Genomic DNA, 25,554 nt, shown 5'->3' with positions numbered 1-25,554 from the left:
AAGACTTCTTCATGCCTAGCTTGGGCAGGAAGAAGTCTTTTTTTTTTAAGGTCTAACGGCCTGCTAAAGGGGGAGATAGCCGTTTTGGCGGAACCACTGCCAAGAGTCTTCCAACGTTTGGTCGAGCGGGCGATTCTGATAGCCGAGTTCGGCCTTTGCTTTGTCGCTGGAATAGTAGTGAAACTGCGAAGCAATCTTTAGTGCGGCGGAGTTGACTTCTCCTTCTTTGCCTTCCATGGTGGCCCACATGTCGCCGAAGTAGCCGACGACCGCCGTGAAGTAAGGGCCCATTTTTCGCCAGGGAGGACGACGGCCGGTGATTGCGGCCATGCGTGTCCACAGATCGAAGTAAGTGAGGTTCTCGCCTCCGAGGATATAGTTTTCACCCACTCGGCCTTGCTGCAGGGCATTGATGCAGGCCTGGGCTACGTCTCGCACGTCACAAGTTGTCCCGCCACCGTTTGGCGCCAAAGGAGGCTGCTTTTTGACGACCGATATCAACATGCGTCCTGACGAAGGTTTCCAATCCCACGGACCAAACATGAGCCCTGGGTTAACGATCACGGCGTTGAGCCCTTCGGCGATCAGTTTTTGCAGTTCCTCTTCTGCTTCTCGTTTGGTGATTACATAGGGGCAGGGAATTTTGCCTTCGCGGGGCGTTTCCTCGTTGGCCGGGGCGTCTTCCTGGCCAATCGCCAAGGCATCGACCGAAGAAACGTGAACCATCCGAATTTTATGTTTCAGCGCGGCCAGCCCAACGATTCGCGTTCCTTCGACGTTGGTTTGGTGCATCATCTTCCCTTTGGTCCAGCCGATATGGACCATCGCCGCCGCATGAATGATCGCCTCGGCCCCAAGTGCGGCGGTGCGAACGTTGTCTTCGTCCTTGACGTCGCCTTGTACGACTTCGAGATCGAGCCCCGCCAAACTTCGATCGGTTCGTGGGTCGCGAACCATGACGCGAACTTGATGCCCTTGCTGCAGCAACATGCGAACGATGTTATTTCCGACGAGCCCAGTTGCCCCGGTGACGAGTACCCGCACTGCTTATTCTCCACTGACGTTAAACATTTCTGGCCATGAGTTGTTTATCGAGTTTACCTATCTTAATCTCCAGTATCATTGGCGTGGGCATTCGCTTATTGATGACCATAAATGCCGCTGCAGAGGGGGCTCTGCGTTGAAACGTGTGCGTTGATTAAGATCGTACGCCTTACCGCGTGTTGATTTCCTTGGATCGACCAAGTGGTTGCGTTTTTATTCTTTCTTCGGCATTTCCCGACGATCGTGCGCGCAAAAAAAGACGCACTCGATTGCTCGAGTGCGTCCTTCCGCTGTTGCGGGTTGCGTGGCAGGGATGGTCCTAATTTCGTGGGACCATGTTTCCTACTTATTTGCTGTCAGCTTCGTTAAAAGCCGTCTTCACGTTGTCGCGAACGTTCTTGTCACCAAGTTCCGAGTAGTAATGATCCGAGGTCACCTTCGGAGCGGCACCAACGATCGTGCTGTCGGCCTGAACCGAAGCCGTATACTGGTTATCGGCAGTCTTGGTCACTTTCACATGATCGGCTGGAACAGGCGTGTACTTTTCGCCGATACCAACCACACCACCGGTACCGATGATGTAGTATTCAGCCTTACAGACGTCGTTGTGCATGAAGACGATGTCTTCAATGGCACCTACCGACTTGTTGTCGTTACCGGTCGCGTCGAGACCATCGATCTCCGAAACCAAGTACATGTTTTCGGGCGACATCTTCTTCGTGTCGGCAGACTTGAAGTACTTACCGTTACGATCGGCGAACGAAGCAACGGTCAGGTCGCTGGCATGTTCCAGATTTAAAGCCGGAGCATTGGCCAAGTCTTCGGCGGTCATCGGCAGGCTAAGCTTCAGCATCTTGTCGTCGCCATCTTTGACCCACTTCATGTCGAACGCTTTCGCGGGCACCGCATGTTCGGTTTCGCCGACACCAGCGAGGCCACCACTACCAGCGATCAGGTAGGCGACTTTGCCATCCTTGGTCATGACGATGTCATTTACGGAGCCAATCGTGTCATCTTGATTGCTTCCGTAAATGCTAGCCCCAATGACTTGGCTGGCAGCAATGCGGTCTTTGGTCTTCTGCTTGTCGACAGATACTGTCTTTTCCTGGTCGTTTTTGGTCGTGTTGTCGTCGGCGATCGCCGGCATGACCATCGCGGCAGCAAGCATAATTCCTAAAAAACTAGTAACTAACATTTCAAAATCTCCTAATAAACCAGAGGGTTGTTTCGAGTTGCAGAAGGTAAGTTGCAACCGCCGTGCCGACTTTCGGAAAGCTTGAGGAAAAAAGCTGAAGATACGCGTAAGTCCCTGGTTTTCTTGGGATATTCAAGCGAGAAAGCTCTCATCCATCCATCGTTGTGGGCGAATGAGAGCTTTCGTTTCCGGGGCGATTGATCGTTCACCGGACACTCTGCTCGTCAAGCCGTCAGAGTTCGCTCTGACGACGACCAGAGTCTTATGATTCAGGATCCTGGGAATAGATCAGCAAGCTGTAAGGGCTGATCGAAAAGGATGCAGAGTGAGTCATTCCGTCGCATGGCTGCTCTTCGGCTGCTAGCTCGGCGATCGTGGTCGAGACGAACGTTGCGTTATAAACCGAGGCCGCACTGTTAAAGCGCAACTTCCAATTTCCACCGCAAGGTAAACCAATCGTGTAGTCCTCGACGGCCTCATGCGAGAAGTTAACCACCACGATGACATCGTCGCCAGGGCCGTGGTCGTACCAACGTTGAAACGCGATCAACTTCTTCTCGTCATTTCGGTGATGCACCAAAACGTCTTGCCCGATCAGCCCCTTGGTCACCCCTTCGTGATTGAGGCGATGATGGATCAAGTCGCGATACAGCAGCACCACCCCAGGAAATTCTTCAACTCGGCTCCAATCCAGTGGATCGGTATCTTGAAACCAGCCATCTTGCAGAAATTCCTGGCCTTGGAAGAGCATCGGGATCCCTGGCGAGGTCAGCATTACCCCGGCGGCCAAGGTCGAACGATGTCGGGCGTAGCCGTCGTCAGGCGCTTCTGGAGTAATTTCAGAGGGGAGCCGCTGCTTGCCGTTGGCCACTTCGTCGTGCGATTCGGTATAGATCACGCGCTCGAACGAATTGATGTTATATCGATAGGTGATCGCATGGATCAGCTTATCTAAATCTCGGCCGGCATCGCTGGGCTGCTTAGCGACTTCACGAATGGGATGCACAAATTCAGCGTCCCATTGGCTCGAAAAGTTCGCCCCGCCTTGGCCGGCATCTTTGGTGATATAGTCGTTTGTGCGCAAGTCCTCGGCGATTAACAAGGTGCCTGGCTTGCTCTCTTGGATATCTCGGTTGATCCATTGAGCCAGGCTCCAGCCGTCTGGCAAATCGTCGTTTCCGTCGACGCTGCGCATGTATAAGGTCATATCGTAACGCAAACCATCGACGTGGTAGTCGTTGACCCACATCATCGCGTTATCGTAAATGAACTGACGCACTTCACCTCGGCCATAGTCTGGGCGCGTGTCGCCCCAAGGGGTTTTGCTGCGCCAATCGTTGTAGAAGTAGATCCCCCCTTTGCCGTTCTCTTCCCACAAATCGAATTGCCAGATGTCGAGATCGCTTGGACCGAAGTGGTTGTACACCACGTCTTGGATCACACCGATTCCACGCTTGTGGGCAGCTTTGACGAAGCGTTTCAGACCTTCCGGGCCGCCGTACGAACTTTCCACCGCAAAGATCTGGGCTGGGTTATAGCCCCAACTGATATTGCCAGCGAACTCGCAGAGCGGCATCAGCTGCACCACGTTAACTCCCAAGTGCACCAAGTGATCGAGCCGGTGAATGGCATCGGCAAACGTGCCAACCGTGTCTTCGTCGGTGCGGTTGAACGTTCCCAGGTGCATCTCGTAGATGATTACTTCGTTCCAAGGGGGCAACTGATAGTCGTCGTCTCCCCAATCGAATTGGGTTTGATGGACAACACTGTTGCCGACCGAGTTGGTCACTTCCCGAGCCCGGGGATCCATCCGGCTGACCTCTTTGTCGCCACACTGCAGCACGTAACGATACTCGTCACCCGCTTTGGCGTTCGGAATATCGACGAACCATTGCCCTGCCTCTTCGCGAGTCAAGGGAGTGGCTAGGGGGTCCCAATCGTTGAACGTTCCGACGATGCTCACCTGATCTGCATGAGGGGCCCATAAGCGGAAAGCGACTCCATGCTCGTGTGGCATGGGCCCCATGCCGGGCTGGGCTTGGGTTTGATCGGAAGTGGAAGGGGTAACGGTAGCCATCGTGGTTGTTCCTGGTTCAGTGGGTCTCGGAAGAAAAAAGCTTGCTTCGCGTTCGAACGACCGAACGGCAATCACTGGGATTGCCAACGATTGCCGAAAAGTAATCCCGAATTGATAGCAATTATTTTTGCCATAGAAGATAAAAGGACACCGTGGACGTCGGCGAGAAATCGGGGGTTTCCCTGCCGACTATCCACGGGTCACTTGCCTGCTTTCTGGTGATTTTCACAGACATCCAAGGTCGCTACCCCCGTGGACGGATGAAAATTCCGTAAGTAGGCCTGGGCGGATGCCCACGTGGATAGGACTGGCAGGGTTAGAAAGCATTGGGCGTGCCAAAATCGTGAGAGAAGTCCGAAATCGTGACAAAACAGCCGACTAGCCCCCTGCTGGCAGGTAAAATAGGACATTCGTTCCCCCTAACTCCAGATTTCCAAGGGGGGAGCTATCACAGCTACGCTGCCGGGCTGGTCGCAAATCAAGCTTGTTTCGACGTGATTGGCTCGATACAAACCAGTTTGCGAAACTTCTTCTTATTTCGGTTGTTAGGGCAACGCACATGGCACAACTCGAATCGATCCATCCTGCCGATCAAACGGCTTGGGTAAAATCGCGGCGAACGATGCCGGCTTGGCTGATGTCGCTGTTGATTCACATGCTGATTGGCGTGTTGCTAATCTTAACCGTACAAACGGTCAGCAAAGGAATCGGCGACGAACCGGCCCGTAAAGGGACGATCGCCCTGGCCAACCGTTCGGACGATACCACCGAATACGAAACCAACGACAAGTCGGCCAATGCCAACGGGCAGCAAAATTCCGATTCGCAGCAAGCCGAACAATCGCTCGATAACGCCCTGCCGGCGCTCGACCTGCCCCCTAGCGATGTCGGCAACTTACTTCCTCGCGGCGACGAGTCGATCGGCGGCCAGCAGGCCGATGGGCTTCCTGCGGCTGGCAGTCAAATGGAAGGAGGAGCACCCTCGAAAGGTGGCCTCGGTAAAGAAGGGAAGACCAGCGTCTTCGGGGCCGAGGGCAAGGGAACCAAGTTCGTTTACGTCTTCGACCGCAGCGGCAGCATGAACGGCGCCCCTTTGGACGCCGCCAAAGCCGAACTGCTGAAAAGCTTGAACGATCTCGATAAGATGCACCAGTTCGCCATCATTTTCTACAACCAGGAACCGTTTGTCTTCAGCCCCCGCGGCGATCGGCCTCGCTTGGTGTTTGCCGATGAACAAGGGAAGAATCTGGCCAAACAGTTTGTCGGGGGTGTCATTGCCAGCGGCGGAACGAAGCATGTCGATGCGTTGAAGATCGCCCTGAAAATGAACCCGGACGTTGTCTTCTTCCTGACCGACGCCGACCAACCAACCCTTTTGCCCCACGAACTGGAAGAAATTCATCGGCTGAATCGCGGCATCTCGATCCACGCGATTGAATTCGGCTACGGTAAGTATGATGGTCGTCGCAACTTTCTGGTAAAACTAGCGGAAGGAAATGACGGGCAGCATGTTTACGTAGACATCTCCGGGCTCGGTGCTTCCCATTCGAACTAATCCCCAACAGGAAACTCCGTTGCATCGCCCCGCGATTTGTTGGTTGCTTTGGTTGGCTTGCCTTGCCACAGGTTGGGGCTGGTGGTTGGGAAGCTGCGCGGCGGATGATGTCGTGACGTTGTACCCCAGATCTCCTGATGATACCCCCACCCAGGTCTACGGCACGATTGTCGACTACACGGGGCAATCGCTCGTGTTGCAGAAGCCGACCGGCCAATCGAGCATTCCTACCGCGAAGGTTCAAGCGGTGCGAACCGATTACGGACCAAGCTATTTGGAAGGGCTCAAGCTGTTAGCCGCTTCACGCTCGAACGAAGCCGTCCGCACCTTGGAAGCCGCTGCCGCAGCCGAATCGAGGCCATGGGTCCGCCGCGAAATCATGGCCCAAGCGGTCATCGCATTGCAAAACTCAGGACGCATTGTCGAGGCAGGCAACACGTTTCTAAAGATCGTCGAAGACGACCCGCAAACGATTCATCTCGACGCATTGCCGTTGGCTTGGTTCGTTTTACCCCCCGACTTCGAGCGAGACCGCGCTGCCCGCACGTGGCTCGAAATGCCTTCGCCGTACGCGCAACTGCTGGGCGCCAGTTGGCTGCTGGGAACCTCCGATCGTTCGAAGGCGATCGAAGTTTTAGGAACCCTCCGCCGCAACAAGCTGCCTGCGATCGCGCTGCTGGCGGAAGCCCAGCTTTGGCAAACCAAGATCGTCACCGCCACCCCTGACGATGTCGCCCAGTGGGAAAGACAACTCGCTGCCGGCATCCTCCGCGAAGGGGCGTTGGCAGGGCCGACTTTGGTTGTCGGCAAAGCGTGGCGACAACTCGACAACAACATTCAAGCCGCGCTCACGTTGATGCGTCCCCCGATCCTTTATCCCACCCATCAAGCGGTCGCTGCGGAAAGCCTGGTGCAAGCCGCGCGAGCGTTAGAACGCAGCGGAAAGGTCGAAGATGCTCGCCGTGTGGCTGGCGAAGTTTTGCAAAAGTATGGCGATCAGCCAGCCCGGCAAGAAGCGGCACAGACCCTCAAACGACTGGCCAACTCAGGTAGCAACTAGGAGGCAACCTTGGCGAATTTGACTCGAATCGGAATCTGGAGCGTTTGCCTGGTGGTGCTCGGCTTGGGCATGCTTGGCCCTGGCCAAGCGTGGTTTCCGGCAACCGGGCCCGCCCCAGCGATTGCGCAAGGAACCGCCCCAGCGGAAACGCCGGCTAACGCACCGGCGCCACCACCGCAGAAGACCGGCATTGTCGAGATCATCCTGAGCGGCGGCATCACCGGTGGATTGATTCTGATCTTCCTGCTGGCCCTTTCGATGACGGCGGCCTATCTCGTCTTCGAGCATATCATGACCATCCGCAAGTCCGAGATCATGCCGCCTGAGTTGGGCGACACGGTGCGCGACTTGTTGTTGCAAGGGAAAGTGCAAGACGCCGAACGCGTTTGCCGCGAACGACCGAGCTTTCTTTCGTTTGTCTTGTTAAGTGGCATTGCAGAACTTGACGGTGGTTGGAACGCGGTTGAAAAAGCGCTGGAAGATGCCACCGCCGAACAGTCGGCCCGGCTGTTTCGCAAGATCGAATACCTAGCCGTGATCGGTAACATCGCCCCGATGGTGGGTCTGCTAGGGACAGTGACCGGGATGATCTTCGCCTTCCAACAAGTGGCCGCCACCCAAGGTGCTGCTGGGGCAGGCGACTTGGCAGAAGGCATTTACCAGGCCCTGGTCACCACGGTTGGTGGTTTGTTGGTGGCGATTCCATCGCTGGGGGCATTTGCCATCTTCCGTAACTGGGTCGACGAGCTGGTCGCTGAAGCGGCCTACGTCGCGCAGCAGGTCTTCACGCCCCTCAAGCGTCGCAAACGGCAAGCCGCCGCCCAAGCCACCAGGAGCTAGTCGCGTGCGTGTGCCGACCAACCTCAAATCAGGCCAGGCCGAATTCAACATGACGCCGATGATCGACGTCGTGTTTCTGCTGATCATCTTCTTCCTGGTTTCCAGCCACCTGGCCAAGCAGGAATCGCAGTTGCCGCTTCCTTTGCCCACGGCGGAAAGTGGCCAAGAGATTATCGACGATCAGCAACCACGGGTTGTCGTGAACATCGGCGCGGACGGTTCACTGTCGTTGGCCGGACATCGGGTACCGCCGGCGGAATTAAAGGAACGGCTTGTCGTTGAACGTGAAAGGATCGGCGAAGCGCTTGAGGTGCGTATTCGCTGCGATCGTGAAACACCGTTCGCGAATGTGAAACCGGTGATGTTGGCCGCCGCTCAAGCAGGCATTTGGAACGTGGCGTTCTCGGTGATTCGCCCGGAGGATGCCGCCCGATGAAACGCCCCAGTCCCTATCGCGATCGCCAGCCCCTGCAAATTGCCATGACGCCGATGATCGACGTTGTGTTCCTGCTGCTGGTCTTCTTTTTGTGGACAGCCAGCTTTCAGATTGTCGAGTACGCACTTCCTAGCAGCATTACCCCGCCGAATGAAATCGGTTCCGAAGCGGAGAAACCGTTGGAAGTGGAAGACTTCGACGAAGTCGTGGTCCGCATCACCGGTCAGCCAGGGCAGTTCCTGTACACCATCAATAAGGCCAGCACGTCAGACTTGAGCGAAGTAGAAAACCGCCTGGCCGCACTGGCTTCGATTAAAAACGACATTCCCTTAATCATCGACCCGGACGATTCGGTCCCGATCGGGCGGGTGATCGACGTTTACGATATGTCCCGACGCTTAAACTTCCAACAAATTCAATTCGCCGTCGAGCCAGGCTAAGCGTAAGCTGCCGCTTACCGACCAGCCTGACCAACGGCAACCTCATGTCCCCTCGCCCCTGAGGGAAGAGGGCTAGGGTGAGGGGTTTTAAAATACGCCCGCCACAACAAAAAACACTCACGGCAATACGATAACCACCACCAACAACGCGTGGAAACGCAAACGCCCAATTCATTGCCAATCGCTTCGCAGGGCTTGGTGCGTCGAGACGCACCCTGCGGAGATGGGCCCGATTAACTTGACGATATGAACATACGCCTAGCCATTTCGATTTGCCTGATCGCCCTGGTCCCCAGTGGTTTGTGGGGGCAAGATACGCTGGAAGACGATCGGCTGATGATCAGTGGCTTGCTCGATCGGCAACTGTTCGAGTTGGCTGAACGGTACGCTGCCCAGCGGGTGGTAGCCGATCAGAACTCGCCTCCGGCCCAGGCCGAAATGGCCGCCGAGTTGGTCAGGGCCTACACGCTACACGCTTTGAATGCACGTACCGGCGAACAGGATCGTTGGTGGAGTTCTGCTGCGGCAGTGCTGCCCCAGTTCACTCAGCAATTCCCCGATCAGCCTGCCTTGGTGCTGGTGGAAGTGCAAGATGCGTTGTCGCAGTTGGCCCGTGTCCGTTTGCTGCGGCAAGAAGGCGAAGTCCTGGGAGACACTGATAAGCTGGCCGACGCCCAGCACCTGGCCCTGGAAACGCTTCAGCGATTTACCAAGCTGCAAGATCACGTCGACCAGTTGCTGCGGGAATCGCACAACACCAGCAAGAAAGGTGGTCTCAGCACCGACCAGTTGTTGGCGCTATCGCGGCGTGTATCGTTGAACGCGATTCAAGCGTTGGAAGAGCAAGGGCTCGCTTATCCGCCCGACTCGCTCGACCGGACCAACAGCATGGCCCTGGCCGTTCGCGAGATTGAACCCCTCACCAAGCTGCGCCCCGAAACGGGCGTTTTGTGGCCGTCGTTGCTGTTGGAAATCCGGGCGTTGCGCTCGCTGGGGCGGCTCGATCAAGCAGAAGCGAAAGCGGCCCGCGTCTTGCAATTGATGCCACCACCTCAAGTTGCCCTCGCTGCCCAAGCCGAGATCGTTCGGGCGAAGCTTGCCCAGGGGGAACTTCAAGCCGCGATTCAACTGATCAACCAAGGACGCGAACTCGACGGACAAACTTCGCCAGAGATGGATTACGCTTGCTTTGAAACGTATCTGGCGTTGTGGAAAGAGGCGGAGCAAGAGAAGAAGCAAGACGAGATTCAGAAGTGGCAAAACCGTTCCGCAGCGGTCGTCAAACAGCTTGACCAACTATACGGCCCCTATTGGGCGCGCCGGGCCGAGCAGCAACTCACCGGCAACGCGACTTCCGGAGGCACCCAAAACGTCGATCTGTTGCGGCGGACGGCGGAAGGGTATGTCCGCAAAAAAGAATGGGCCGATGCGATCAAGACCTACGATCTGGGCGTAACGGCGGCTCACGAATCGCTTGATATCAACGGCGAATATGAACTGCGCCTGGCCGCTGCTGCGGCTGCGATTCAAGCGGGCGACTTGGCCGATGGTGTGAAACGCCTGCGCGAAGCAGCCCTGGCGTTTCCTTCTGCCGACGATGCCTCGCTGCGGCATTTGACGGCGGCCTACTATCAATCGATGATCGCTCGGAAATCGAACCCGCCTGACTTAGAGCCTTACATTGCCCTGCTGAAAGAAAACCTTCAGCGTTGGCCTGAAGGGGAAGCAGGCAATCAGGCCGCGATGTGGTTGGGGCAAATCGAGTTCACCCGAGGCAACTGGCGAGCCGCAACCGAAGCCTACATGAAGGTGCCCCCCACTTCCAGCCACTTTGTCTTAGCGGTCGATGGTGTGCGTCAGTCGTCGCTCAAGTGGTTTCAAGATGCGGTCAGCAAAGACCAACTCGTGCAGCAAGACGTGCAGCAGATAATCGATTACTTCGAACAGATCGTCCTGCGAGGGCAGTCCGTCAATCAAGAGTGGACCCCGACCATGCGGGCCGCCGCCGAAACGGCCGCCCAGTTGTGGCTGAACTATGGCCGTAACGGGTACGAAAACGCCCGAGCAATTTTGGAAGTCGCCCAGCGAAGCAATCCTGATGCACCAGAAGGTTGGCAAAGCCGGTTGGAAGCGTTGCAAGTGATCGCCTTGGCGGGGCTCGGTAAATTGGACGAAGCGAAAACCCGGTTAAAAAAAGCGGAAGATAGTAGCCCCTTCACACTCTTGGAAACGCTGCAGGCCCTCGGCCAAATGACCAGTTCCGCTTCGCCTCAAGTGCGTAGCCAAATTGCCGAACTTGAACTGGCCGTGATTGGAATGCTTCGGCCCAACTTCGCCCAGTTCGACGAACCAACCCGAGACGTGATTGCTCAGCAAGAGGCCGAGGCACTCGCGAATAGTGGCAAGCTGGAAGCGGGTATTCGAGCGCTACAACAAATCGTGCAGCAGAAGCCGAATGACATTGACGCCCAGATTAGCTTGGCCCGGATGTTATCGCGTGGCACGGACAAGGCGTTGCAAGAGCAAGCGTTGACAGCCTGGCGCGAGGTTAGCCGCAAAAGCAAATCGGAGTCGCCGGCCTGGTACGAGGCCAAGTTGGAAATTGCTCGCTGCCATCTGAAGCTTGGTAACCCTGAAGAAGCGAAACAAATTGTCCGCTATTTGCAGACCCTGTACCCGGACATGGGTGGCCCCGAGATGAAAGCTCGTTTTGTCCAGTTGATGCAACAAGGGTCGCGTCCTTAACCAAAAAAAAGATGCTTAAAAAACGGCTGACTAGCCACCAAAAGGGTTGGTCGCTTTGATGGGGCGAGAAATGTGAACGCCCAACACGATTGCGATCGAGGCACCGAAGAAGATCAACATGGTTTGAATTTCAAGCATCGGAAGGTTTCTTTGCGAAAAAGTTTCCAGGGGGTGAATTGCTGAGTGACTTAAGTTCATTCCCCGTGCCAAAACGAGAAACGAACCGTTTGAACCTCGGTATTCACTGAAAACGCCCGCAAAAACGGGTCTAAGCGTCAAACCTTGACAGAATCGCAACGTGGAAGAAGGGGGCGTGGTTGTCGCTTCGATAACATCTTTCGCGGGATGAGATGTCGCGGCCAGGGTTGGCTTTGCAGTAATTTCATTTTGCCTGGCCAGCACAGCGCAGTTAGATGCGTTCTAAGAAAGCGATGCAGTGCTGGCAGCGCATGAAAAAAGCCGAACTCGCTAGGCAAGTTCGGCTTTCTGTGTGATATCGTTCGGCCTGGCCGATTAGGTTTCGTTGGTCGGGGCAGCCGGAGTTGGCACGGCGTCCGAAGGCGAAACCGGGTGTTCTTCGTAGGTACCCGGCACGTAGCCTTCGTCGTTGATCACCGACTGGCCGCTGTTGCCAGCAGTGTTGTAAGGAGCGCCACCGTAGCAGTTGCCGCTGGGGCAGCTACCGGTGCGGCCGTTCCAAGCCGGACGATGGTGGAAGCCCAGGTGCCAACCGTAGTGCAGGTCTTGCTGCATGTGGTAGTTCCAAGGACCACGCACGTTGTAAACGCCGAACTGACGGGTGTCGCTCGGGTAGTACGGCGTGATGCCCAAGCTGGCCGGGCTGCCGGTGATGCCGCCTGGGTTGGCTCGGTTGAACTGGTGATAAACCGGTGTCATGCGGCTGCTGGGCACACCCCAGCTATAGTTGGTTTGCATGTTGGCAGTCGGCGGAACGACCATCGCTACCGGCGTTTGGTAGTTTTGATAGGCGTAACCACCGTGCCAAGGCAGGTTCTCGGCATGCTGGGCGTTCGAGTTGTTGCTGTAGCCGCGTCCCCAAAGCCATCCGGCTTCGGCCGTCTGCACGCTGCCTACGGTCAGCCCGACGAGGAGTGCGAGAATCAGTCGTGTCTGGGTCATCGTCATAAATTCCTACGTGAAGCGAGGGTCGCTGCTCGGTCGTCGAGCTGGCGCAGCTCTTTAGAAGAACGGGTTGTAAGGTTTCAGCCAGGTCTTGCCGCCGTACCACTTAACGTGAGTACGGTTGAAGCCTTGTCCACCGTTGTAGTAGTGATAGTACGTGCGGTGATGGCGATACAGAAACTCGTGCGGATCCAACGGTGGATAGGTAACGTACGTCCGACCGGCGATCGGCGGAGTGGTCATCGGCGAGGGATACATCCCAGCCGGGTAACCGTAGAATTGATCCGGCACGTAATACTGATTCATGACGTCCGGATAGGCAGGCGGGCTGGCGTATTCGTTGGCTTGGGCCGTCGAACCATTGGATAACGTTGCCGCGGTCAATACCAGGGCAAACAAACAAGTTGTAGCAATGCGTTTCATCCGATTGATAGCTCCTGCCGTATTGCGGCAACGGGACAGCCACGTGCTAGTTCGTGGGTGGGTTTGCTTCACGAAATGGTGTTATGTCGGGAAACTGGCCCAAACTGCCGCCAATGGGTACTTCGGCAATCTGCGCGGGGCAGATAAGTCTAGACCTCCCGTCGTTGATTAGATCGGCTGTTCCGATCGAGCTGGTGAAACTTTCTAATGCTGTCGCTCTAAAAACCCCTATTCTTCCGAGTGTGACAGTCATCCCCAAATTCCAGATTCTGCCGCTATCCCCGCAACCGGCAAACTTTACTACAATCGGCGGCTTGTTCCTCGGCCTGTCCCCTCTCGCCCTTTTGCGGCAAGATGGCTAGGGTGAAGGGACTAAGCCAGATCCTTGCTCTCTCTCGTACCCCCAACAAGGACGAGACTGAACTCCATTCCATGCCAGGGAGACTCCACGTTGTCGGAAGGCGCCACCTCTACTGCGAACGGAAACGCACCCCGTAAGAAGTCAGCTCCGCGTCGAGCCACGGCCGAGACGATGGCCAAGAAGCAGCGCGATATCTCGGTGAGCGAGTTCTTTGCCAAGAACCGCCACATGCTTGGCTTCGACAATCCGCGAAAGGCGCTTCTTACCACCATCAAAGAAGCGGTCGATAACTCGCTGGATGCTTGTGAAGAAGCTGGTATCTTGCCCGAGATTTGGGTGCATGTCGAGCAAACAGGCGAAAGCCGTTACAAGGCATCGATCCAGGACAATGGGCCCGGTATTCTCAAGAAACAAATCCCGCTGATCTTCGGCAAGCTGCTGTACGGCTCGAAGTTTCACCGCTTGCGGATGAGCCGTGGTCAGCAGGGGATCGGGATTAGCGCGGCCGGGATGTACGCCATTCTAACGACCGGCAAGCCAATTAAAATCGTCAGCAAGACCGGCAAGAACAAGCCGGCCCACTACTACGAACTGCGGATCGATACCAAGGTCAACAAGCCAGAAATCCTCAACGGCAAGGGGGACGGCGAAGATATTCCCCCAGGCGAAAAGGGAGAGAAGTACATCCAAGATCAAGGGATCGAATGGGTTACCCATCACGAACCTGAGACGCCTGGGGCCGAACCCAAGCCCATCGCCCACGGCACGCGGGTCACGCTCGACCTGGAAGCCAAATACCAACGCGGCAAAGGAAGTGTCGACGAATACCTCGAACAAACGGCGATCGCCAACCCGCATGTGACGCTGCACTACACCGACCCCAGCGGGACGACACGAAGTTATCGTCGCTCGACCGATATACTTCCGCCGGAGGCCACCGAAATCAAGCCGCACCCGTATGGGGTCGAGCTGGGCCGGTTGGTTTCGATGTGCAAAGAATCGACCGAAAGCAGCTTGTCAGGCTTCCTGACTACGTCGTTCTCGCGGGTTAGCCCCACCATCGCCAAGCAGATTTGCGATAAGGCTAAGCTCAGCACTCGGATGCGAGTGAAGCGGATCGACCGCGATCATGCCGAGCAGCTTTACGCCGCGATTCAAGATACCAAGATCAGCAACCCGACCACCGACTGTATTGTGCCGATCGGCGAAGAGCAGCTTTTGAAGGGGCTGCACAGCGTGGTGCCGGCCGAGTTCTACGCTGCCGCAACTCGCCCGCCGGCTGTTTACCGAGGCAATCCGTTTCAAATCGAAGTCGCCCTGGCCTACGGCGGCAACGTCGAAACGCAGAAGATTACCAAAGACCTCCTCAAAGAACTGCTGTACGAAACGGACGCCCGCACGGTCCGCCAGTTTTTGATCCTGACCTTCAATGGCTTGGGCCCCGACGCGGCGGATAAGATTTTAAAGGTGTCCAAGCTAGGCACACGGAAGAGTCCGAACAAGCTGAAGCCGAAAGAAGTCGACATCCTTTTCGACGCGATGCAGAACGTCAACGTGAACGAAGGCCAGTCGATGAACGTCTATCGCTATGCCAACCGCGTACCGCTGCAGTTCCAGCATGGCGACTGTGCGATTACCAAGACGATCGCCCAAACCAACTGGCGTTCGTATGGCCTTTCGCAGTCGCGAGGCAACTTGCCCAGCGGCCCGGTGACCATCATGGTTCACATCGCGAGCGTGTGGGTTCCCTTCACCAACCAGGCCAAGGAAGCAGTCGCCAGCTACGACGATATTCAAAAAGAAATGCGTTTGGCCCTGCAAACGGTCGGGCGAAAGTTAGGCATGTTCCTGCGTCGTCGCATGAAGGTGAAGCAGCAAGCCGACCGCCGCAGCATCTTCCGCCGTTACTTAGGGGAAGTCGCCCAAGCGGTCAGCGACATCAATGGAGCCCCTAAAGACGATATCTACGAGAAGCTGCTAGAAGTCGCCAAGAAGAAAACCGCCGAAGCCGACATGGTCTTCGACGAAAGCGGCAAGGCCGTTGATCCTGCGGCAGCGAACTACGGCGGCGGTGTGCTGATCGTCGATAAAGATGACGACGAAATGCTGGCCGACCTGATTAACCGCCCAGTGGAAACGGAATCCAACGGCAAAGCATCGCAGGAAGAACTGTTCGACGAAGCGGATGAAGACGAAGAGGACTAATCAAGCCTCCTCTTTACAGGCTCGCGTAAACGTTGGCGATCCGTAACGGTCTTCCTGGCGGATTAGCTGCGAGGAAGACCGCCGGAAACGTTGCGTTGATCTATTCCGTCTCGGCGCGTTCTTCCGAGGCGAAGCCGCAATGTTTGTGCTTGCCGTCGCAAAAAGGCTTGTTTTCAGATGCCCCACAGCGGCAGAGGGCGATGGTCGGTTTGTCGATGGTGTACGAATTACCATCGGCGTCTTCCAACGTGATGGGGCCTTCGACCAGAAACGGACCATTGTCTCGGATGCGAATCTTGGTTTCGGACATATTCCGATCCTTCACTGCAAGAGGTTGGCTACGTGGACCTGTGGCAACGCGATGAAGCTTGCAAAGCGACTGCCTGCCGACATTCTAGGGAAGTGAGAGAAAGAAGCCAGCCCGCACCCTTGTGCCTACTGCGCCGTAGGCTGATTTTCGGCGTCCGAGAAGCTTGCGAACATTACTCGTCGTCCGAGGGCAAGTTCCGCTGACGATTCCACAGCAGCGCCCCCCAGAATAGCAGGAAAGTTGCCATGCAGCCTGCCACGATCAAACCGCGCCGAATATCGAACTGACGCGTCTTTTCACCCATGCCGAGGTAAGAGCCAATCGCCAGATAAATACCCCACAGCGCCAGTGCCGCGATGATTCCGCCGATTAAGTAGTTCGTTTGCTTCGATTGCGAGGCCATTGCGGTTTGCCAATTAATAGTCGGAACTGCCGTAGTAAACTTCTGCGGCGAGACCGGTTTGGTCGCGCACTTGTTGGGCGATCGCATCCACTTCGTCGTCTGCCAGGGGGGCGACGATCGACTCGGCAGGCTTGCGGGCCACGGTATAAACTTGCACGAGCTTGATCTTCCCTCCCCTGCTCCGCACTTCACTTAAGCGGCTGCAATAGGCAGTGATTTCTTCCGCCGAGGGGCTTTGTCCGAGTAACTTCAGGAACATCGATTGAATCACAATCGGTCGAGCCTGTGCGGCCAGCAGAAGGTTGTCGAGCACGCGCTGAAAGGGAATTTTGGTCCGTTCGATCGTGCGATAATAGGGTTCGGTCCCGGCGTCGAGCTTCGCCCAGATCTCGCCTTGGTTGGCGTCTAAGATTTCCAGCCCTCGCTGCACGTGCGGGCGATGGAACATGGTGGCGTTGGTGATCAGCACCATTTTGACGTCATCTAAGCCGTGTCGCCGTTTGATCTCGGCAGAGCGTTCGATCAGTTCGTCGAAATTCTTATAGGTGGTCGGTTCGCCGTCGCCGCTGAACGCGATATCGTTTACCCGCCGCAAATGGTCAGGCGTTTCGGCGAACTTTCCCGTTTGGAAGATCTGGCCCGAGGCACAAAGATCGAGCATTTCTTCCAGCTCTGCAAAGTAACGTTCGCTCTCCACAAAGCGAACTTCGCTCTCGGTGCGGCGGTCGACCTGGCAATAGATGCAATCGAAATTGCAGATTTTGTCAGGGTTCAAGTTCACCCCGATCGACAAACCTTTGCTGCGTCGAGAAAGGACAGGATAGACGAACCGATTGCCGTCGAAGTTGCGCTGGTGTTGCGTGTGTAGTCGATGCGTGGTCATCAGGCAGCTAGGGAAAACGGCAGGGGCTATTCGCCCACTCGAAAGGGATGCACTTCGCAGCGCGTCCCTATAGCATAATCCATGATCGCTTTTCGCGGTTCATAGGAAAGAGAATTCCTGCCTGCGAATGGTTCAGGGAACAGCTGCCGCGCGCTGGTTCCCTGACGAAAATGGATCGGCTACCCGAAGGCAGCTTGCCGACTGCCGCAGTTAGCGATTCGAGCCAGCTTCGGTCGGCTGTTTCTGACCGATTGGCTCGGCAGGGATATGTCCCGGTAGTTCCGTAAGCAAGTTGCCACGGATTTGCGTGAGGATTTCTTTGGTTTTCTTCACGTCTTCCGGGGGCACATCGCGCAGGGCTTTGGCACGAACATCTTTGGCACAATTGACCATCTGTTCCCACATTGGTTCCACTTTTTCGGTGGCCCGGATGATCTTCTTACGGCGATCGGTGGGATCAGTCTCGCGAACGATCCAGCCGTCGCGCTCCATGCGGTCGATCACTCCCACTAACGTGGGGGCTTCAATCCGCATGTGGTCGGCCAGTTCACTTTGGGTGATTTCGCCCATGTAAGAAAGCCAGCAAAGGACTTCCCATTGGCGATAAGTAATGCCGAGCTTGCCAAGTTCGTCATTCATCGCGCGAGTCATCAGATGGGCGACACTAAACACCCAATATCCCAGGCTATCTTCGAAATCGTAACGGAGCATTCTTTTCTCTTCAGGTTAGGAGGCTGTCGACGAGATAAGGATAAAGACGAGTCAGCCTGCTTCTTCTGTGCCTTGAAACGGCCATTCCGGACTAATACGCACGGGAATAACAGTATTCAAATAAGGTTTCCCATTCCGTCTGGGCAACCTTCTCTAAGAGTTCCTGCTGTTGGCAGTTTCCCCGGGCGACGGCTTCGCAAGCATCAACCATCGCCATGGGGTCCCAGTTTACTTCGGACAGGAACTGTGTCTTCCGGTCTAATTTTTCATTTGCAACTAAAAAATTTACTTTATTTGCTAATGTTACCATGGCTGGATGGTTTCCTGTACGGCGGAACCAATATTTCGCGTTGGAATAATCTGGTTCTCGCCGGTGCATGATCCCGTGCCAATAGCTACCAGTGCTATCAGGCAAATCCTGGCTGATAGTGTGGGATTGGTCCAAATAGTTGAAGCGGAGCCACAACCCGCTTAGACAAGCTTCGGCCATTGCTCGATCTTGCAAAGCTCTTTGGCTCAAAGAGTTTACGTTTAGCGACTTCAGCTTCTCGTACGCCTCTGGAACGGGACTGCCTGGCCCCAAAGGGCAGGTTTGGGCAGTTTGGAGGAGTTCCGCAATTTCAGTCGGGTAGTGGTCGATCGTCATGCAATTTCGGGGAAGTCGGTAAGCCAGCGAACTACGGAATTAGCCGTACATCCAGCTTAACAAGTTTTTCTTGGCTAGCGACCAGCAAATCTAAAATTCAACTACCGCACACGATGGCGGCTAGATTCCCTGTTCAGGCCGTTTTTGGGCTGATAAACTCAGAGGTTTCGCCTTCCAAAGTAATGGTGACCTGGAGGGCGCTAATAGTTACATCCGCTTTCGATTTTTTGTATCTCGTCCAAGGCGTAACCCATGTCGACCGATCCTCAAAAGGATCCCGCTTCTGCGGACCCCTCCCAGCAAAATCCCGAAGCTTCGGCAGAAGGTCAATCCACTCCGGAAACTCAGGCCCCTGAGCAGCAAACCTCAGAGCAGCCGGCTCCGGCCAGCCCCGAAGCGGTTGCCGGCGAGTCGGGCGCCGAGGGTGAAGAGAGCGACGATCGCAAAAAGGTGCTGATCGGTTCGCAGCGTAATGCCCCGCCACAAGCAGCTCAGCCGAAACCTCCGCAGCCGAAGAAGCCGGTTCGCCCTGCTCGTCCGCAGGAAGACAAAGACGATCCGACCCAAATCCCTGCCGACATCAGCGCCACGTTGGCCGACGCCACTCAGGCCGAAGCTGGCGAGCCTGACTATCGCTTGCCGGTTGAAGGGGGCAAGGTCCAAGTCCCCAACCGCCGCGAAACGCTCGACGACATCGAAGCCGAAATCGCAGCCGTGATGGGGGATCGTTCGCTCGACGATGTCATGGGCCCGGAAACGGTCGCCCCGTCTGCTTCCCGCTTGGAAGATGGCGCTCGCGTGAATGCTGTGGTTATTCGTGTGCATCGCGAAGACGTCTTCTTCGATCTACCTGGCGGCAATCAAGGGATTGCTTCCGTTCGTAACTTTGTTGCTACCCCAGTGGTTGGCGACAAGATGGAAGTCTCGATCGGCGAATTCCAAGCCGGTCAGCGATTGTACGAAGTCGGCATTCCCGGCTCGTCGATCAGCGTGCAAGACTGGGGTGACATTCGTGAAGGAGTCGTGGTCGACGCGGTCGTCGATGGCGTGAACAAGGGTGGTCTCGAATGTGCCGTGGGTACGGTTCGTGGTTTCATCCCGGCCAGCCAAGCGGCCACTTATCATGTCGACAAGCTGGAAGACTTCCTCGGTAGCAAGCTGCAGTGCTTGGTCACCGAAGCGAACCCCGAAAAACGAAACCTGGTGCTCAGTGCCCGGGCCGTAGCAGAGAAGCTGCAAGAAGACAGCAAGAAGGAATTGCTGGGCAATTTGGCCGTCGGTCAGATTCGCGAAGGCAAGGTAACCCGCATCCAAGATTTCGGCGCGTTTGTCGACTTGGGTGGTGTTGATGGTTTGGTGCATGTCAGCCAAATCAGCTGGGAACGCGTGAAGCATCCTTCCGATGTCTTGGCCGAAGGCCAGATCGTGAAGGTGAAGGTCACCAAGATGGACCCCGAGACCGGCAAGATCGGCCTCTCGATCCGCGACACGATGGAAAACCCGTGGCAGAAGGTGGCCAGCGAGTTCGCCGTCGGCAAGGTGATTCCGGGCAAGGTGACCAAACTGATGGAATTTGGCGCGTTCGTCGAGATCGCCCCTGGCATCGAAGGCCTGGTCCATGTCAGCGAAGTCAGCTACAGCCGTATCAGCCGCGTTTCGTCCGTGCTGAAGGTGGGTGAAGAGGTTGAAGTAAAGGTCCTGAGCATCGATCAAGGCAAACGCCGCATCAGCCTTTCGATCAAAGCGACCCAACCACCACCGGCCGACGCCCGCCAAGGGGGCCGCAAGAAGGACGACTTCGAGGGCGATATCGATCGCGAAGTCTCGGTCAAGAAAAGCTCGAATCAACCGCTCAAGGGTGGCATCACCAACGACCAGAGCGAAGGTTCCAAGTTCGGCTTGAAGTGGTAACGCTTGGTTCGCCACCGCAGAAAACAAAAAAGCCATCGTGTGATTACACGGTGGCTTTTTCTTTGGGCTGTTTCGGGCATTGAAACGGGTGCCATGTTCACGTCTTCGTGAGCATGCAAAGCGGGAGAGATCTATCTATGAAATGACGCAGTGCGTACTCGGATTCAGGTGCTTGGTACGCACAGCGTACCCTACGTGAATTTAGTTTACCTCGGCGAGATGCGTTACGGCGATTCGCTCTTTAAGCCAACTGCGTGCCCGTCTAGTTGCCAGGCGTCGTCAATTTCAACGCCCAGGTAAGTCAACAACGTCGGCACGGCATCGACGATGTAAACTTGCTCGTCGAACTTTCCTTTCTCCGCCGCTGCACCGCTGACGATCAGGAAGCTGTTCAAGATTTCTGGTTTGTTGTGTCCGCCTCCATGCCCGGTGCCTAGTCCGCCGTGGTCGCTGACGACGGCGATGAGCCACTGTTGGTCGGTTTGCTTGTCGATGGTTGCCAACACCTTACCGACCAGCGAGTCGACATGCTCGATCGCTGCAATGTACTCTGGCACCGAAGGATGGAAGCCGTGGGCATGGCCAGCTTCGTCCACTTCGCCGAAGTAAAGCATCATGGCGGTCGGCTTTTCCTTTTCGATCAAATCAACCGCGTATTCAGCGGCGGCGTCATCCCACATCTGGTACGACTTAGGGACGCTGGTTGTGTCGATGGAAATATCAGCGGACGAAACCATGTAGTTCTTGATCGGCGACCAGTTGATGATCGACAACGTTTTCGCTTCCGGCATGCTCTGCTTCACGTGGTGGAAGAAGTGCGGGAACTTGTCGAAGTGTGGTTCCTTAAAGCCGTTGTCTTGCACGTTGTGTTTGTCGGCCCACACGCCGGTCACAATGCTTCCCCAGCCAGGCCCGCTGACGGTGTCGTTCTTTTGGTAACGTTTCCCCAAAATCAAAGCCGAGGACGAATAGCTGCCGTCGGCCAGCAGCTTGTCGAGGTTTGGCGTGTTAGCTTTGGTCAGGGCATCGAAGCGACAACCATCGATCCCCAGCAGCAGCACATGCTTCGATTTCTCGGCCGCTGACAGGGAACTGAGCGGCAAGCAGAAGAGCAACGTAAGGATGAAAAACGACCGTACCATGAGGGAGACTCCCGGTAAGTTACAGGGGGAAATGTGGCTGTTGGGAAAGGTTGGATGGTTCTCCGCCGCCAGTCTATTTGCTGCGAGAAAGAATGTCTATTGATAGAACGGGGTGATTCAACAACTCTTCATATTCAAGGATCTGCCGTTTCTGCAGGCAACAGCCGAGTGGTTCGCACGACTAGCCCTGCCAGAATCAGGACCGACAACACAGGAACACCAGCCAGCAGCGCCACGGCGATTGCCACAGGAAAGGAAAGTGAGTGCCGGGCCAGGCGATAGGCGGCGAACATTCCCAACAGCAGCGTGACTGGCAGAAGGACCATCACAACCCAAAAGAGACCAAAGTAAACCGGATCGACCCAATCGAAAGCAGGCGTGTCTCCCGCGAAAATCCAACTCAGCAAGTAACCGTCGAAAAAGGTCAAGCCGTAAGTCAGCAACAGGCCCATCCCGGCCAGTATCGCCATGATGCGATCGCGCCGCAAAGTGGCAAACGTCGTTTGGGCAAGCTCTTCGTCCGGCTCGGAATTACGAGGGGGGAGGGAATGCTTGGGTGTCATGATCAAGCCCGTTACTTTGTTTCAGGAAACGTCCGGCGGCGAAATCGGCCAGGGCCAAACCGATAAAGCCAAGCACTGGTACTAGGAGGATGCCCCCATACGTGATACCACGCCAAGTCGCGTTAAGCGAACGCATCAAACGTAATGATTCCCACCAGGTTGATGCTGATGGCTTGCCAGATCAGGGCAAGATAAACCGACCGCAACCGCTGACCGATCTCGAAGTTCGTTTCACCAATCAGCACACGAATCGATTCGTAGTCATCCGCTTGCGGCGATTGAAACGGCAAAGTGATTTCCGGCCTGGATGTCATGGAAACCTCGGCCCTCGCTCGTCACGCATGGCCAATCGCTGCAGCAAAGCTTGCTTTCTGAGGCCCACTACGTCGAAGGAAAGATCTTGTTGCGCAAGCCAGCGAAAGGCAATGACGATTAACAAGATCTGGGGCAAAGCCGAGAAACAGGCCACGATCTGCGAGAGGGCGATTAAAACGGCAGGAGGGCGAGGCAAAAATTGACGGGCCAACGCATAGCACGCGATGAGTGAAAACAAAATCAGAAACGTCTGGAACCAGCCCTCGATGTTCTTCAAATGAAAACTCCACGCTTCCTTGGAAAACTCGTAGCCGAACAATACTGCCAGGGGAAAGAGGACCAGTAAGTTACGCACCAGCAAAGCGACGATCACTAAGCGTAAGTATCGCACGACCCGAAACGCTTTCTCTTCTAGCGGCGTAATTTCAACGAGGTTCTCCTCGAACACGCGCGGCGATTCAAACGGCGATGGCTCCATCAAAAGGTCCGCTCTCTGAAAGTTTCGGCAAGTCTAGCTACTGCGGCGATTATAAAAGCGAAGGCTGCACCACGCCAACCAATTGCCCCTGCCAGGCGGCTTTCTGTTGCGCGGGAATCGGCTTACGAGCTTCCGGTAGTTGCAGGGCAAAGTAGAACGCCGCATGCACCAAAATCAGAAACAGAAGTCCGCCGATGCTGTAGCTGAGCATGCTGGATCGTAAGCGGGCCTCGACTTCTTCGCCACTGCCCAGCAGTAAACGATTGGGGGTCAGGGTCCCTGAAGGGGGCAGCAAGCCACGGTGGGCTTCGTCGTAAATGCCAAACACCACCACCGCTTCGCCCACGTCGACCCGCTTTTCAATCAGCTTCAAGCTCAAACTGTAGGCAGTCGCCGCTTCGTGCAGATCCTCGTCCTCTGCTTGGTCCTCGTCGAACAAATCTCCCCCTGCGTTGGTCGCGTCGAATTCGGCTTGGGGCGGAAAGTCGTTTTCCAGTCCAAGGGGCAAGATTTCTTCGGCAGGAATGTTCCGCAAGCTGAGGTGCTTTTCGACCTTGCCATCTTCGTCCGACCACAGCTCGCCGAAGATCGACATCAGGGAAAGTAGCTTGAAGCCAGAGCGATCCTCGAAATTGGTTTCGTGCAAAAATCGACGGGCGTTCGCAATCCCCTCGCGCGATAAGATGTTTTGTTCCGGCACTTGGTCTAGCGAGGGATAGCCCAACAGCCGCACTTCGCCTGAGGTGGTATCGATCTTGGCAGGCGTCATCAGAAAGCCAGCATAGTCCGAACCAGAAGTCTCTTTCGCTTTGCCCGAGGTCGAGACTGGGGGACGTGAGATGGCGTACTCGCAAATCACGCAGGGCGTGCCTGAGAACGGTGCGGCCAGCGGTTCTCCTTCCGGTCGGATTCGCCCGACCACAGCGGTCTTCTGGCCATCGTACAGCGGCGAACCGAATTGAGCGCGGGAGACAAGTGTCCAGTCGCTAAACGCCCGCCAAGCATTTTCTAACGCCCCGACGCAGAAGAAGACAATCAAGCCAGCCACGGCGCCAAAGATGAGTGCCTCGGGGCGATTGAAGTAGAGATCGAACCAGTACATATAGCCGCCGACCAGACCGGTCAGCAGCACCAAGGCCAGACCACACCCTTTGACCATTGTCGTCGATTCCACCAAAGCGGGAAAAAGCAGCTCGCGCCGATTACGCACGCGACAGTCTAGTTCCCGCCGCCGTGAATTGCTATCGCGCGATCACGACGCCGGTGCATTGGCCGCGACGCGTTTGGCTGAGAACCAAAATCGCGGGCTTGTTAATCGAAAGAGCTTCGCCTTGGATAACCGGAATCTCACAAGCCGGGTCAGGCGTTTCGTAGTTGAGCGTAGGAGGAACCTGGCCGTGCTGGTGAGCTAGAACTGCCAAGGCAGCGTCGAGGGCCCCTCCGGCTGCCCCAGCGTGCCCGTAATAGCTTTTCATGGCCGCGACGGGAACGCCTGGCAAGGCGGCATGAATGGCAGCCGCCTCCAAGCGATCGTCCGAGACAATGCTCGTACCATGGGCGAAGACGCACGCCACGTCATCGGCAGTGATATTCGCGTCGCGCAGTGCCGTCTTGATACAAGCCTCGACCGCCGTCGGCGAGATGGCCGCGTCTTCGGTAATGCGACCAAATGTCGAGGCCGCACCCAGCAGGCGACCTAAAATCTGAGCGCCGCGGGCCTCCGCTTTCTCGCGGGGTTCTAGCACGAACGCGGCCGCCCCTTCGCTGCTGACCATCCCATCGCGATCTTGGTCGAAGGGCCGCGAGGCTTTTTCAGGGGCGTCGTTGCGATGCGACAGGAGCGAGTCGCCGCGATACATCAGCACATTGATGTTCAAACGCGAACCGGTGGCCCCGGTGATCATGCAGTCCATCGTGCCACGTCGCAAATGCGAAAGGGCTTCGGAAATAGCCCCCAGCGAGCTACATTCTTCTAGGCAAATCGTATTGTTGTGCCCCCTGCCATCGTAGTAGATGCCGATGTGACAAGCAGGCATGTTGGGCAGATATTTGAGCATCCACAGGGGGTTGGTTTCGCTCATCGCCGAGGGCCCCCAGCGATCGTGCTTGTACCAGCCTTCTTCGACGCATTGTTCGTAGGCGGCGCGTAGGTCTTCGAAATCGCTATAGAGCATCTCGCTGCCGTAAACGACCCCGAGGCGATCAGGATCGATGCTGCCTGGCTGGAGCTGGGCCTGATCCATCGCCATGGCAGCAGCCGCGAAGCCAGTTTGAATTTCGCGGCACATCACTTTCATGGCCTTGCGCGGCTTGACGTACTTTTTGCCGTCGAAGCCTTTGAGTTCCCCCCCAAAGGCGACGGGGTATTCCGGCGCAGTGAATTCGGTAAGGGGAGCAATGCCAGATTTACCCTGGGCAAGACTTTCCCACACGGCCTCGTTGCCAATTCCGATCGGACTGACAATTCCGGTTCCGGTAATCACGACTTCGATTGAGGAGGGCATCCGTTAACTTGGCTTTCCTGCAGCGATCACGAAAGATTGATTGTTGTTTTATATCGGTCGGCTCTTGCCTTCCCTAGATCGGCCTATCGGTCCCGCCGCCGCCAATTACGAAATTCCATGGCAATATTGATAATCTAGGAGGATTTTGCTGCCATGGAAGGGTG

The 25,554-nt window shown here is 56.0% G+C and carries 25 protein-coding genes; 8 read left to right on the top strand and 17 right to left on the bottom strand.

Annotation, left to right across the window (positions count from 1 at the left end; all coding sequences use genetic code 11):
* Positions 1-63: 63 nt before the first annotated feature.
* From DTL42_RS25610 to DTL42_RS25600, 3 genes are all read right to left on the bottom strand, one after another.
* Positions 64-1,044: an NAD-dependent epimerase/dehydratase family protein gene (locus DTL42_RS25610; RefSeq protein WP_114373754.1), complete on the bottom strand. Its 981-nt coding sequence runs from the start codon at positions 1,042-1,044 to the stop codon at positions 64-66.
* A 346-nt stretch (positions 1,045-1,390) separates the two neighbouring features.
* Positions 1,391-2,239, bottom strand: coding sequence for a PRC-barrel domain-containing protein (locus tag DTL42_RS25605; RefSeq protein ID WP_114373751.1), 849 nt, complete (start codon positions 2,237-2,239; stop codon positions 1,391-1,393).
* A gap of 262 nt (positions 2,240-2,501) precedes the next feature.
* Positions 2,502-4,316: an alpha-amylase family glycosyl hydrolase gene (locus DTL42_RS25600; RefSeq protein ID WP_114373749.1), complete on the bottom strand. Its 1,815-nt coding sequence runs from the start codon at positions 4,314-4,316 to the stop codon at positions 2,502-2,504.
* A gap of 559 nt (positions 4,317-4,875) precedes the next feature.
* On the opposite strand from DTL42_RS25600, the gene DTL42_RS25595 reads away from it, so the two are divergent.
* From DTL42_RS25595 to DTL42_RS25570, 6 genes are all read left to right on the top strand, one after another.
* Positions 4,876-5,871: a hypothetical protein gene (locus tag DTL42_RS25595; RefSeq protein WP_114373746.1), complete on the top strand. Its 996-nt coding sequence runs from the start codon at positions 4,876-4,878 to the stop codon at positions 5,869-5,871.
* Between the two features lie 112 nt (positions 5,872-5,983).
* Entirely contained in the window at positions 5,984-6,931 is a 948-nt protein-coding gene (locus tag DTL42_RS25590) for a tetratricopeptide repeat protein (RefSeq protein ID WP_147274439.1), read from the top strand.
* 9 nt (positions 6,932-6,940) lie between these two features.
* Positions 6,941-7,771 (top strand): MotA/TolQ/ExbB proton channel family protein, encoded by an 831-nt coding sequence (locus DTL42_RS25585; protein ID WP_114373740.1) that lies wholly within the window; start codon positions 6,941-6,943, stop codon positions 7,769-7,771.
* 4 nt (positions 7,772-7,775) lie between these two features.
* Positions 7,776-8,207, top strand: a complete 432-nt coding sequence (locus DTL42_RS25580; protein ID WP_114373737.1) for an ExbD/TolR family protein — start codon at positions 7,776-7,778, stop codon at positions 8,205-8,207.
* Positions 8,204-8,647 (top strand): ExbD/TolR family protein, encoded by a 444-nt coding sequence (locus DTL42_RS25575; RefSeq protein ID WP_114373734.1) that lies wholly within the window; start codon positions 8,204-8,206, stop codon positions 8,645-8,647. Before DTL42_RS25580 ends, DTL42_RS25575 begins: the two co-directional genes overlap by 4 nt.
* Positions 8,648-8,893: 246 nt before the next feature.
* Entirely contained in the window at positions 8,894-11,392 is a 2,499-nt protein-coding gene (locus tag DTL42_RS25570) for a tetratricopeptide repeat protein (RefSeq protein ID WP_114373731.1), read from the top strand.
* Positions 11,393-11,905: 513 nt separating this feature from the next.
* On the opposite strand, the gene DTL42_RS25565 is transcribed toward DTL42_RS25570, so the two are convergent.
* Entirely contained in the window at positions 11,906-12,532 is a 627-nt protein-coding gene (locus DTL42_RS25565; protein WP_114373728.1) for a hypothetical protein, read from the bottom strand.
* A 60-nt stretch (positions 12,533-12,592) separates the two neighbouring features.
* Positions 12,593-12,958: a hypothetical protein gene (locus DTL42_RS25560; protein ID WP_114373725.1), complete on the bottom strand. Its 366-nt coding sequence runs from the start codon at positions 12,956-12,958 to the stop codon at positions 12,593-12,595.
* A gap of 451 nt (positions 12,959-13,409) precedes the next feature.
* Here DTL42_RS25560 and DTL42_RS25550 point away from each other — a divergent pair, with 451 nt between their 5' ends.
* Positions 13,410-15,524: a DNA topoisomerase VI subunit B gene (locus tag DTL42_RS25550; RefSeq protein ID WP_234824364.1), complete on the top strand. Its 2,115-nt coding sequence runs from the start codon at positions 13,410-13,412 to the stop codon at positions 15,522-15,524.
* Between the two features lie 100 nt (positions 15,525-15,624).
* Here the strand turns inward: DTL42_RS25550 and DTL42_RS25545 are convergent, their stop codons facing one another.
* From DTL42_RS25545 to DTL42_RS25525, 5 genes are all read right to left on the bottom strand, one after another.
* Positions 15,625-15,834, bottom strand: coding sequence for a CDGSH iron-sulfur domain-containing protein (locus DTL42_RS25545; protein WP_114373719.1), 210 nt, complete (start codon positions 15,832-15,834; stop codon positions 15,625-15,627).
* 172 nt (positions 15,835-16,006) lie between these two features.
* Positions 16,007-16,237 (bottom strand): hypothetical protein, encoded by a 231-nt coding sequence (locus DTL42_RS25540; protein WP_114373716.1) that lies wholly within the window; start codon positions 16,235-16,237, stop codon positions 16,007-16,009.
* Between the two features lie 13 nt (positions 16,238-16,250).
* Complete coding sequence (locus DTL42_RS25535; RefSeq protein ID WP_114373713.1) at positions 16,251-17,120, bottom strand: radical SAM protein; 870 nt, start codon at positions 17,118-17,120, stop codon at positions 16,251-16,253.
* Between the two features lie 210 nt (positions 17,121-17,330).
* Positions 17,331-17,831 carry a MarR family winged helix-turn-helix transcriptional regulator gene (locus DTL42_RS25530; RefSeq protein WP_114373709.1) on the bottom strand — a complete coding sequence of 167 codons (501 nt, stop codon included), beginning with the start codon at positions 17,829-17,831 and terminating at the stop codon, positions 17,331-17,333.
* Between the two features lie 91 nt (positions 17,832-17,922).
* Positions 17,923-18,477 (bottom strand): hypothetical protein, encoded by a 555-nt coding sequence (locus DTL42_RS25525; RefSeq protein WP_114373706.1) that lies wholly within the window; start codon positions 18,475-18,477, stop codon positions 17,923-17,925.
* Positions 18,478-18,729: 252 nt separating this feature from the next.
* On the opposite strand from DTL42_RS25525, the gene DTL42_RS25520 reads away from it, so the two are divergent.
* Entirely contained in the window at positions 18,730-20,388 is a 1,659-nt protein-coding gene (locus DTL42_RS25520) for a 30S ribosomal protein S1 (protein ID WP_114373703.1), read from the top strand.
* 224 nt (positions 20,389-20,612) lie between these two features.
* On the opposite strand, the gene DTL42_RS25515 is transcribed toward DTL42_RS25520, so the two are convergent.
* The 7 genes from DTL42_RS25515 to DTL42_RS25490 form a co-directional block, all read right to left on the bottom strand.
* Positions 20,613-21,530: an alkaline phosphatase family protein gene (locus DTL42_RS25515; RefSeq protein ID WP_114373700.1), complete on the bottom strand. Its 918-nt coding sequence runs from the start codon at positions 21,528-21,530 to the stop codon at positions 20,613-20,615.
* Between the two features lie 134 nt (positions 21,531-21,664).
* Positions 21,665-22,093 (bottom strand): hypothetical protein, encoded by a 429-nt coding sequence (locus DTL42_RS25510; RefSeq protein WP_114373697.1) that lies wholly within the window; start codon positions 22,091-22,093, stop codon positions 21,665-21,667.
* Complete coding sequence (locus DTL42_RS26460) at positions 22,062-22,229, bottom strand: hypothetical protein (protein WP_158545552.1); 168 nt, start codon at positions 22,227-22,229, stop codon at positions 22,062-22,064. The genes DTL42_RS25510 and DTL42_RS26460 overlap by 32 nt, the downstream gene beginning before the upstream one ends.
* On the bottom strand, positions 22,216-22,407 hold the full coding sequence (locus DTL42_RS25505; RefSeq protein ID WP_114373693.1) for a hypothetical protein: 192 nt from the start codon (positions 22,405-22,407) through the stop codon (positions 22,216-22,218). The genes DTL42_RS26460 and DTL42_RS25505 overlap by 14 nt, the downstream gene beginning before the upstream one ends.
* The gene (locus tag DTL42_RS25500) at positions 22,404-22,889 is read right to left on the bottom strand and encodes a hypothetical protein (RefSeq protein ID WP_147274438.1); all 486 of its coding nucleotides are present in this window, start codon (positions 22,887-22,889) and stop codon (positions 22,404-22,406) included. Before DTL42_RS25500 ends, DTL42_RS25505 begins: the two co-directional genes overlap by 4 nt.
* A 46-nt stretch (positions 22,890-22,935) precedes the next feature.
* On the bottom strand, positions 22,936-24,096 hold the full coding sequence (locus tag DTL42_RS25495) for a hypothetical protein (RefSeq protein ID WP_114373687.1): 1,161 nt from the start codon (positions 24,094-24,096) through the stop codon (positions 22,936-22,938).
* Positions 24,097-24,127: 31 nt separating this feature from the next.
* Complete coding sequence (locus DTL42_RS25490; protein ID WP_114373683.1) at positions 24,128-25,390, bottom strand: beta-ketoacyl-[acyl-carrier-protein] synthase family protein; 1,263 nt, start codon at positions 25,388-25,390, stop codon at positions 24,128-24,130.
* Between the last annotated feature and the right edge of the window lie 164 nt (positions 25,391-25,554).

It is taken from the genome of Bremerella cremea (genome assembly GCF_003335505.1).
Classification (GTDB): Bacteria; Planctomycetota; Planctomycetia; order Pirellulales; family Pirellulaceae; genus Bremerella; species Bremerella cremea_A.
The sequence above is the reverse complement of the archived record's forward strand: the minus strand, read 5'-3'. Positions and strand labels throughout refer to the sequence as shown.

What these genes read in the sequence shown, in the direction of transcription:
- DTL42_RS25600 (WP_114373749.1), bottom strand. Translation starts at nt 4,316, where the DNA reads ATGGCTACCGTTACCCCTTCCACTTCCGATCAAACCCAAGCCCAGCCC.
- DTL42_RS25595 (WP_114373746.1), top strand. Translation starts at nt 4,876, where the DNA reads ATGGCACAACTCGAATCGATCCATCCTGCCGATCAAACGGCTTGGGTA.
- DTL42_RS25605 (WP_114373751.1), bottom strand. Translation starts at nt 2,239, where the DNA reads ATGTTAGTTACTAGTTTTTTAGGAATTATGCTTGCTGCCGCGATGGTC.
- DTL42_RS25515 (WP_114373700.1), bottom strand. Translation starts at nt 21,530, where the DNA reads ATGGTACGGTCGTTTTTCATCCTTACGTTGCTCTTCTGCTTGCCGCTC.
- DTL42_RS25545 (WP_114373719.1), bottom strand. Translation starts at nt 15,834, where the DNA reads ATGTCCGAAACCAAGATTCGCATCCGAGACAATGGTCCGTTTCTGGTC.
- DTL42_RS25575 (WP_114373734.1), top strand. Translation starts at nt 8,204, where the DNA reads ATGAAACGCCCCAGTCCCTATCGCGATCGCCAGCCCCTGCAAATTGCC.
- DTL42_RS25520 (WP_114373703.1), top strand. Translation starts at nt 18,730, where the DNA reads ATGTCGACCGATCCTCAAAAGGATCCCGCTTCTGCGGACCCCTCCCAG.
- DTL42_RS25490 (WP_114373683.1), bottom strand. Translation starts at nt 25,390, where the DNA reads ATGCCCTCCTCAATCGAAGTCGTGATTACCGGAACCGGAATTGTCAGT.
- DTL42_RS25510 (WP_114373697.1), bottom strand. Translation starts at nt 22,093, where the DNA reads ATGACACCCAAGCATTCCCTCCCCCCTCGTAATTCCGAGCCGGACGAA.
- DTL42_RS25540 (WP_114373716.1), bottom strand. Translation starts at nt 16,237, where the DNA reads ATGGCCTCGCAATCGAAGCAAACGAACTACTTAATCGGCGGAATCATC.
- DTL42_RS25530 (WP_114373709.1), bottom strand. Translation starts at nt 17,831, where the DNA reads ATGCTCCGTTACGATTTCGAAGATAGCCTGGGATATTGGGTGTTTAGT.
- DTL42_RS25565 (WP_114373728.1), bottom strand. Translation starts at nt 12,532, where the DNA reads ATGACCCAGACACGACTGATTCTCGCACTCCTCGTCGGGCTGACCGTA.
- DTL42_RS25525 (WP_114373706.1), bottom strand. Translation starts at nt 18,477, where the DNA reads ATGACGATCGACCACTACCCGACTGAAATTGCGGAACTCCTCCAAACT.
- DTL42_RS26460 (WP_158545552.1), bottom strand. Translation starts at nt 22,229, where the DNA reads ATGCGTTCGCTTAACGCGACTTGGCGTGGTATCACGTATGGGGGCATC.
- DTL42_RS25505 (WP_114373693.1), bottom strand. Translation starts at nt 22,407, where the DNA reads ATGACATCCAGGCCGGAAATCACTTTGCCGTTTCAATCGCCGCAAGCG.
- DTL42_RS25560 (WP_114373725.1), bottom strand. Translation starts at nt 12,958, where the DNA reads ATGAAACGCATTGCTACAACTTGTTTGTTTGCCCTGGTATTGACCGCG.
- DTL42_RS25570 (WP_114373731.1), top strand. Translation starts at nt 8,894, where the DNA reads ATGAACATACGCCTAGCCATTTCGATTTGCCTGATCGCCCTGGTCCCC.
- DTL42_RS25535 (WP_114373713.1), bottom strand. Translation starts at nt 17,120, where the DNA reads ATGACCACGCATCGACTACACACGCAACACCAGCGCAACTTCGACGGC.